Source organism: Rahnella perminowiae, from assembly GCF_019049755.1.
In the GTDB taxonomy this organism is placed as follows: domain Bacteria; phylum Pseudomonadota; class Gammaproteobacteria; order Enterobacterales; family Enterobacteriaceae; genus Rahnella; species Rahnella perminowiae.
On the sequence record NZ_JAFMOS010000415.1, the window covers coordinates 1 to 8,379 of the forward strand.

General features: G+C 50.2%; 9 protein-coding genes. 3 read left to right on the forward strand and 6 right to left on the reverse strand.

What is annotated here, in order from left to right:
- Window positions 1-81: 81 nt before the first annotated feature.
- Window positions 82-1,053 carry a transporter substrate-binding domain-containing protein gene (locus tag J1785_RS06135; protein ID WP_217219043.1) on the reverse strand — a complete coding sequence of 324 codons (972 nt, stop codon included), beginning with the start codon at window positions 1,051-1,053 and terminating at the stop codon, window positions 82-84.
- 119 nt (window positions 1,054-1,172) lie between these two features.
- On the opposite strand from J1785_RS06135, the gene J1785_RS06140 reads away from it, so the two are divergent.
- Window positions 1,173-2,093, forward strand: a complete 921-nt coding sequence (locus J1785_RS06140; protein ID WP_129954935.1) for a LysR family transcriptional regulator — start codon at window positions 1,173-1,175, stop codon at window positions 2,091-2,093.
- Between the two features lie 218 nt (window positions 2,094-2,311).
- Entirely contained in the window at window positions 2,312-3,319 is a 1,008-nt protein-coding gene (gene galR / locus J1785_RS06145; RefSeq protein ID WP_129954934.1) for an HTH-type transcriptional regulator GalR, read from the forward strand.
- On the opposite strand, the gene J1785_RS06150 is transcribed toward galR, so the two are convergent.
- Genes J1785_RS06150 through J1785_RS06170 form a run of 5 tightly spaced genes read right to left on the reverse strand, consistent with a single transcriptional unit; the run spans window position 3,316 to window position 7,720 of the window.
- Complete coding sequence (locus J1785_RS06150) at window positions 3,316-3,765, reverse strand: GNAT family N-acetyltransferase (RefSeq protein WP_217219044.1); 450 nt, start codon at window positions 3,763-3,765, stop codon at window positions 3,316-3,318. The two genes, galR and J1785_RS06150, sit on opposite strands and share 4 nt — an antisense overlap.
- Window positions 3,766-3,770: 5 nt before the next feature.
- Window positions 3,771-4,544, reverse strand: coding sequence for an FCD domain-containing protein (locus J1785_RS06155; protein ID WP_129954932.1), 774 nt, complete (start codon window positions 4,542-4,544; stop codon window positions 3,771-3,773).
- Between the two features lie 38 nt (window positions 4,545-4,582).
- Window positions 4,583-4,900, reverse strand: coding sequence for a PTS sugar transporter subunit IIB (locus tag J1785_RS06160; protein WP_129954931.1), 318 nt, complete (start codon window positions 4,898-4,900; stop codon window positions 4,583-4,585).
- Between the two features lie 14 nt (window positions 4,901-4,914).
- A complete protein-coding gene (locus tag J1785_RS06165) occupies window positions 4,915-6,351 on the reverse strand; it encodes a glycoside hydrolase family 1 protein (protein WP_129992042.1) in 1,437 nt (478 codons plus the stop codon).
- A 25-nt stretch (window positions 6,352-6,376) separates the two neighbouring features.
- Window positions 6,377-7,720, reverse strand: coding sequence for a PTS sugar transporter subunit IIC (locus J1785_RS06170; RefSeq protein WP_129954929.1), 1,344 nt, complete (start codon window positions 7,718-7,720; stop codon window positions 6,377-6,379).
- A 277-nt stretch (window positions 7,721-7,997) separates the two neighbouring features.
- Here J1785_RS06170 and J1785_RS06175 point away from each other — a divergent pair, with 277 nt between their 5' ends.
- Window positions 7,998-8,315 (forward strand): PTS lactose/cellobiose transporter subunit IIA, encoded by a 318-nt coding sequence (locus J1785_RS06175; RefSeq protein ID WP_129954928.1) that lies wholly within the window; start codon window positions 7,998-8,000, stop codon window positions 8,313-8,315.
- Window positions 8,316-8,379 lie beyond the last annotated feature (64 nt).

Consider the following 8,379-nt stretch of genomic DNA (forward strand, 5'->3'; position numbering starts at 1 on the left):
CATGACGTTCCTGCCAAAGAATATTAAAATGATAATCGTAAAAAAAATGCGTTATTAAATTAACTTGGGTAAAATAAGATGTCAGATAAATAAAGGCGAATACAGCATCCCCCCCTGAGACCATAAATTATTATCCCGACGTTCCTGATTAAGCTCTGAGTATTTACCTAAATTACGCTGGAATATTTCACCGTAATTTCCGACCTGATGAATGATCGCGCGGATAAAATCCGGACGCAGCCCCAGATTTTTACAATGCTGCTCTGACGGGTAAAGGAAAGTGCGCAGGTAGCCCGTCGCCTCCTGACTCATTTCAAGAATATTTTTGCTGGTGACCTGTAAGTTTTCCGCTTCTATCAGCGTACGCATGATCCAGGTCACTGCTTTCAGCCACTGCGTGTCATGCGAGGACACTGCCGGTGACATGGCTTCCAGCGAGATACGATCCTGCAAGATAATATGCGCTTCTTTATCTTTCAGCTGAGCACGTTCGCCGGCCAGCAAATAGGAATCGAGACAGTAGATATTGCATTCGCCTAGCTGATAAGCCTGACGGGCCTGAGTCGGCGAATCAAACAGTCGGATCTCGCAAGAGAGATTTAAATTTCCAAAGTAACGCTTCAGATTCTCTTCGGTGGTGGATCCCCGCATGGCCGCTATCCGGCGCTCGCGGGTATACTTTACCTGTTCAACGGGTTCGAGCAAATTACCCGCAGGTGTCATCAGCACTTCGCCATCAAACAGCATCGGATGAACAAAACTCACTTCTGACTCAGATTCACGCTGGAAGGTTATGCTGGAATTAAATGACCCCAGGTCAATCACTCCGTCACGCAGCGCCCGAAACCGGTCACCGGACTGCAACGGCATATAATGAATTTTTCCGACATCACCTAACACCGCCACTGCTACCGCCCGGGCTAAATCAATGTCGAACCCTTCCCAGCAATTGTGTAATACATTGCGAAACGACAATCCTTTAAAACCCAGACTAACACCAACATTCAGCACATCGTGCTGGCGGATCCGTTCAATAACCGTTTGGTTCAACATAGCTAACCTGTTAATTAAATTGATTATTATGACTAATTCTTACCAGAGGTTGCCTCTGTTGAACATCATACGGCTTGATGATAATTTGGATAGATATTCCAGAAACAAAAGAGCTATGCGTGAAAAGCACAAATGAGTTAGCCGAACTCCTTCCCAGTTTGTCCGTTTTTATTCAGGTGGTTGAAAAAGGAAGTTTTTCTTCAGCAGGACGGGAGACTTCGCTGGCCCCCTCTTCTGTGAGCCGGATGATTGACCGTCTGGAGAAACGCCTCAATGTGGTGTTATTTACCCGCTCGACCCGCTCTGTCGCCATAACCGAGATCGGACTGGAAATTTACCAGCAGGCGCTGACGGTACTGTCCGCTACGCAGACACTTTTCTCCCGGGCGGATAGCTTCAGCGATACCCCTCAGGGTGTGTTGCGTATCACCGCGCCAAACACACTCGGTAAGATTCTGCTCACCCCTTTTCTGCCCGCATTTTTACGCCGCTATCCGGAAATAAACGTCGAGCTTTCGCTGACCGATCGCGTCACTAATTTGACGCAGGACGCCTACGATCTGGCACTGCGCGTAACCGAAAGTCCACCGGAGAATATGGTAGCCCGTGCCCTGATGCCTATCGATTATGTATTGGTTTGTGCTGCGGATTACGACGAAGTACTGCCCGATTTCCCGGCTGCACTCACCAAACACAACATTTTTTTCCCCGATGAACGGCAATTTCGCGGTGCCTGGCGTTTTTGGCACAATGATATAGTGGAGACTGTGACGCTGGTTCCACGGTTGATGATCAATAACAGCGACGCCATGATTGATGCCATCTTGCAGGGTGTCGGCATTGCGCTGATCCCCACTTTCATCGCCAACCGATATATCGCTAATGGTAAATTGCATCGCGTGTTGCCTGAATGGCGAGTGGAGAATCCCCTGCCGCGTAACACCTACGCAATCACCCTTCCCAATAAACTGCTGCCACTTAAAACAAGAGTGTTTATCGATGATTTTATGCAGTGGATTAAGGAGGAAGGAAGGGTGTAGTCAGAATGAAACCAGATTGACGTTTACGCCGGAAATCGTTTCCCAGCAAAATCGCTCTCCCCGCCGCCGCCTGCGCAGGGGAGGCGCAAAACCTTCAGGTATTTTTCCCGTTACATCCCGCTTACATCCTAAAGTTGCGATCAGCATCCTTGCAGCCAGCGGTCTTTTCCGCAAAACTGGTCCGTGTAAACGATTACCCTCACGGAAACAGAAGTGTTATGGCAACGATTAAGGATGTAGCAAAACTGGCAGGCGTATCGGTTGCGACCGTATCACGCGTGATTAACCATTCCCCGAAAGCCAGCGACAGCTCGCGGGAAGCCGTACAGAACGCCATGCAACATCTGCAATATCATCCCAATGCCAACGCCCGTGCCCTCGCCCAGCAGGCGACCGAAACACTGGGGCTGATCGTGGCTGATGTATCCGATCCCTTTTTCGGTGCGATGGTGAAAGCGGTTGAACAGGTCGCCTATGCCACCGGTAATTTTCTGCTGATTGGTAACGGTTATCACAACGTTGAAAAAGAGCGTCAGGCCATTGAGCAATTGATCCGCCACCGCTGTGCGGCATTAGTCGTGCATGCCAAAATGCTCCCGCAAGATGAGCTGACCAGCCTGATGCAGCAAATCCCCGGAATGGTGCTGATTAACCGCACGTTACCGGGCTTCGAACAGCGCTGTATTGCACTCGATGACCGCTACGGTTCCTGGCTGGCGACGCGTCATCTGATCCAGGCCGGGCATCAGCGCATCGCGATTTTGTGTTCTAACCATGGCATTTCTGATGCCAGCGACCGCCTTCAGGGCTATATCGACGCCCTTAACGAACACAACATCCCGGTCGATGACAAGCTGATTGCATACGCCGAACCCGATGAAATCGGAGGCGAAAAAGCCATGGCGGACTTATTAGGATTGGGCAAAGGTTTTACGGCAGTGACCTGCTACAACGACCCGATGGCCGCCGGTGCATTATCAGTCTTAAGCGATAACAGTATTGATGTACCGGGCGAAATTTCGCTGATTGGCTTTGATGATGTGCTGATTTCGCGCTACCTGCGCCCGCGTCTGACCACCGTACGTTATCCGGTCGTGGCCATGGCAAGTCAGGCAGCGCAACTGGCATTAGCGCTGGCAAATGGTCAGCCGTTACCGGAAACCACTCACATGTTCAGCCCGACGCTGGTGCGGCGTCACTCGGTGAGCAGCCCGGCCAACAGCTAAAGAAGTTGATGAAAAAGATGCACCGGCTTATCCGGGTAATCCAGGGCATCGCCGATGTATTTCCAGCCAAAACGTTCGTAATAACCGGTGAAGTCGGCGTACAGATATAACTCCCGGAAGCCGCTGCGGCGGCTCTGTTCCAGCACAAACTGCTGTAACTGCTGCCCCAGTCCGCGCGAGCGGAAATGCTTATCCACGTATAACGCCGCCAGCCACGGGGTAAGATCCTGACGACTGATTAAATCGCAGCGCCATAACCCCACGGTGCCTGCCAGTCTACCTTCGTCGAGTGCAATAAAAGTTTGCGGTAAGTCCGCGCCGGACAGGCTGCTTCGCACCACACTGGCAAAAAATTCGCGACTATTTTCGCTGCCAAACGCCCGCCAAAGCCAGTCTGTCACCGCGTCCTGAAATTCAGGACGTTCACTCAGATTAATAATCTTCATGGTGTTCAGACCAGCTTTCCCTGAAAAATCGGTACAGATTCAAACAGATACCCGTCAAACTCCGGCGCATCAACATCTGACAATTCCATCAGTGTATTTTTTACATTTTCCATATGCTGCCACATCGCCTGGTACGAGCCCATGACGTCGCGGCGGCGCAGGGCAGCCAAAATATTCTGATGATCAGCCAGCCATTTCAGGCGGTAACCCCGGGTAGCAATATGGCTGTGTAACTGTTTCCACAGCGGACTGGAATCCCGGTGCATCCAGATATTTTTCACCGAATCGAGCAGCATCTGGTTTTGTGTCGCACCGGCAATCAGCAGGTGGAACAACTTGTCGTTGTCACCGCTTTCATCGTTAGCCACGATAGCGGTTTGTTCCTGCTCAAGCGTGCGACGCAGATTTTCGATATCCGCTTTGGTCGCCATTTTGGCGGCAAACGCGGCAATATTACTTTCGAGCAACTGCCGCGCCTGTAAGATTTCAAAGGGCCCGATCTGCCCCTGATACATCAGCTCGTCTTCCCCTTCTTCCTGAGAAGGAATGCGGATCACATACACGCCGGAACCCTGACGGATATCGACTGTGCCCTCAAGTTCCAGCATCAGTAAGGCTTCACGCACTATCGTCCGGCTGACGCCGTAGTTTTCCGCCATATTGCGTTCGGGCGGCAGGCGGGATCCCACGGCAAAATGCCCTTGCTTGATTTGCTCACGCAGGTCGTGCCCGATTTCCTGATACTGCTTTTTGTCCTGCGAAACCACACCTTTTTCCACACAATCACCCTGATACACGAAACAAGAAAGACCGGATGTTACTGTATCAGAGATAGTGCCTGATCCAGCACTTTTGCACCGTTTAACGTGCCGTAAGCCACCATGTCGATCACTGCGATCGGAATACCGTGTTCATCGGTCAGCTTTTTATTCTCCGTCAGCTTAAAACGCACCTGCGGCCCGAGCAGCACGGCGACGATATCGCGTCCATACGCCTCAAGCTCATCGCGCAGATTGTTTTCCGGGATCGCGTAGATCTGATATTCCATACCCCGGGCAGCGGCTTCTTTTTCCATTTTGGTGACCACCAGTGACGTGGACATTCCTGCCGAACAAGCTAAAACAATTCGTTTCATGGTATTTCCTTAGGTTATTTTTCCTGGTCATCCAGCGTTAAAGACAACACACCACTTTCACTGAGCGATTTAAACCAGTGAGATGATTTCTTCTGACGGCGATCACGGTTGTTCTCCAGATCAATCTCGATCAGTCCGTAACGGTTTTTAAAGGCGTTCATTGGCGAGACATTATCGGTAAAGGCCCAGAGCATATATCCCTGACAATTGGCGCCGTCCTCCCGCGCTTTTAACGTCCAGTAAAGATGCTCGGCAATAAATTCAATACGATAGTCGTCCTGAATTTCCCCGCTGATGGCATCGCGGAACTGATCTTCATTTTCGATACCCATGCCGTTTTCCGCCACAAACCACGCAATATTTCCGTATTCGGTTTTAATGCGCATCGCCATGTCGTAAATAATTTTCGGGTATATTTCCCAGCCACGCGATTTATTCATCCGGCGACCGGGTAATTCAAAGTGTTCGTAGTAATACGCCGGATGGAATGGCGTGTTTTTATTCCATTCGCGGGAAGGTGCTTTCACCCGGTGCGGGTAATAGAGATTAATACCCACTTCATCCACAGTATTGTTCCGAATAACGGCCAGTTCCTCTGCGGAATAATCAAAATGCACGCCATGCTTTTGCAGTAATTCCAACAACTCCTGCGGATATTCGCCGTTAATCATCGGATCTAAAAATACGCGGTTATAGAATAAATCGTATAAATGTGCCGCCTGCTGATCATGTGCTGCTGTTGAGCGGGCGTAAGTCACTTCCGGATTTAAAATGACCCCCACCGTGCCCGAGGCGTTATAGCCTTTACGGTAGAACAGTTCGACAACGCTGGCGGTCGCCAACACTTTGTGATGATTCCACTGCATCCATTTGGCGGTATTTTGTTCAAACGGCCAGCGAATTGCATCCAGATAGACACGGGTTTGTACCACCACCGGTTCGTTGAAGGTAAACCAGCGACTGACTTTTCCGGCATAGCGCTCAAAGACTTTTTCTGCGTACAACACAAATAATTCGACAACTTTTTTCGAACTCCAGCCGTCGTATTTCTCGATCAGAAACGCCGGTAATTCATAGTGTTCCAGGCACAACATCGGTTCGATGCCGTGACGTTTCATTTCATCGAGCAGGTCGTCAATATATGCGGCATACTCTTCATCGACGGTACCCAGTTCGTAATCTGTCAGAAAGCGTGACCAGTTGACGGACGTGCGGTAGTGGCTCAGTCCGCTGGCTTTCATCAGCGCCACATCTTCCTGATAACGATTGATAAAATCGGTGGCTTTCGCCGGACCGTAGCCGTTGTGCCAGACGTGGCGGTTATTTTTGTACCAGAGATCCAGATACGAATCCTGCCCGTCTTTTTTGCCGCTCCAGCCTTCGGTCTGCCATGCAGAGGCTGCTGCACCGAGAATAAATCCCTCGGGAATGGCGATTGAAACCTGACTCATAACGTTCCTCTTTGTCCGAATAGTTTTACGCCGTGGCGGCCTGTTTCTGGCTTTGTTGCGCGGCTTCCAGCTGCGCCTGATCGGCACGACGCGCGGCCACTTTCACGAACGGCAGATAGATCAGTACCGCCACCAGAATGCAGCCAATTTGGGTGATCACCGCCCCCATCGACCCGGCAGTCGACAACCAGGCATTGATCACCGGCGGTGTGGTCCACGGTACCATCACCACCGCACGTCCGGCGAATCCGAGGCTGGTGGCAAAGTAGCCGATGGTGCCGGTAATCAGCGGCGTGATGATGAACGGAATGGCGAGGATCGGGTTGAGCATGATCGGCATACCAAAAATTACCGGCTCATTGATGTTAAAGAAGCTTGGCCCAAGCGACAGTTTGGCAATTTCGCGCATTTCTTTACGGCGGGTAGCAATCATCACCGCCAGCAGCAGACCGATAGTGCACCCTGAACCACCGATACTCATATAGACATCCCAGAACGGCATGGTGATGATGTTCGGCACTTCATGACCCTGCTCAAATGCGGTCATGTTAACCATGATGGCGCCGAGCAACAGCGGTTCACGGATCGGTTTAATCATCTGGTTGCCGTGAATACCAATCACCCAGAACAGCTGCGCGACAAACATCAGCAGCAAAATACCCGGCAGGCTTTGCATTACCGATTCCAGAGGACGCTGGATCACCTGATACACCGCGTCGTACAAATACATGCCGGTAACGCGATGGAAAACAAAGCCGAAGGTGGCAACGAGAACCACGGTAATAATGGCGGGGATCAGAGCCGAGAAGGATGCCGACACATTGGGTGGCACGCTCTCCGGCATTTTTATGCGCAGGCTGTTAACCCGCTCCAGACGGGAATAAATCTCAACCGACAAAATGGCAATAAACATGCCGAGGAACAGACTTTTCGTATCGGAGAATTGTTTTGCCAGCACATCTTTCACTTCCTGCATCTGGCCGTTAACCATCATATCGACAGTGGTTGGCGTAACAGCGATAAAACAAATCACCGCCAGCAGGCCGGGAAATAACGAACGCGAACCGTTAATTTTTCCCAGTTCAATACCAATTAAAAACACCGCGCCAATGGTCAGAAAACTCAGCGTGGCATAGTTAATACTGCTCATGATGGGTTTGAGTGTTGCCAGCCAGGAGAACATTTCAAAATGTGCTAGGCCGTTTTTCGGATCCATCACCATGTTTGAAATTAAAACTGAGAATGCCCCCACAATAATGACGGGCATTAACGTGATAAAAGACGCCTTAATAGCCATGATGTATCTGAAGCTATTAAAGGTATTGGCGAATCCCCCCAGCGAATCGATAAAGCGATCTTTCAATGACATGACAGCACCTCATTTTCTTTTTTCTATACTTCACAGGTGTTGGTTTCGTCTTCACCTTTTACATGGCATGAGGAATAAAGGTGTCGTACGAAGCAGGGTCAGAGTCCGGTTCTGTATATCATCCTGTCGGCCATATTTCGGGATTACTTACGTAATGTGGCATGCCAAAAAATAGCGTAATACGAATTAATTTCTGTGACAGCGTTCTCACATGTGAATATTGGAATTCCAATATCATGAATTCACACTCATCTGGTATACCAATTTGGAGTTTTCGATGGAATTCGATCTGGAACAAACAGTAATGGAATTATTGATCAACGCCGGCGAAGCACGATCTAACGCCATGATGGCCATTCAGCACGCACGTAAAAAAGAATGGGCGCAGGCCGATGCGATGCTGAAAGCCTCTGACGACGCGGCCCGTGTCGCGCATAAAGTGCAGACACAACTGATTAGCCTGGATGAAGGCGTAGGCAAAATTCCGGTGAATTTAATCATGGTGCATTCGCAGGATCATCTGATGACCGCCATGCTGTGCCGTGATCTGGCAGAAGAGATCGTGTTACTGAGAAAAGAGATGTTTGATAAGTAAGCTCCCTGCTTTGCGAAGAAGTAAAAGCAACGCGATTGGCTCCCTCTCCTGCGAAGGGGAGGGC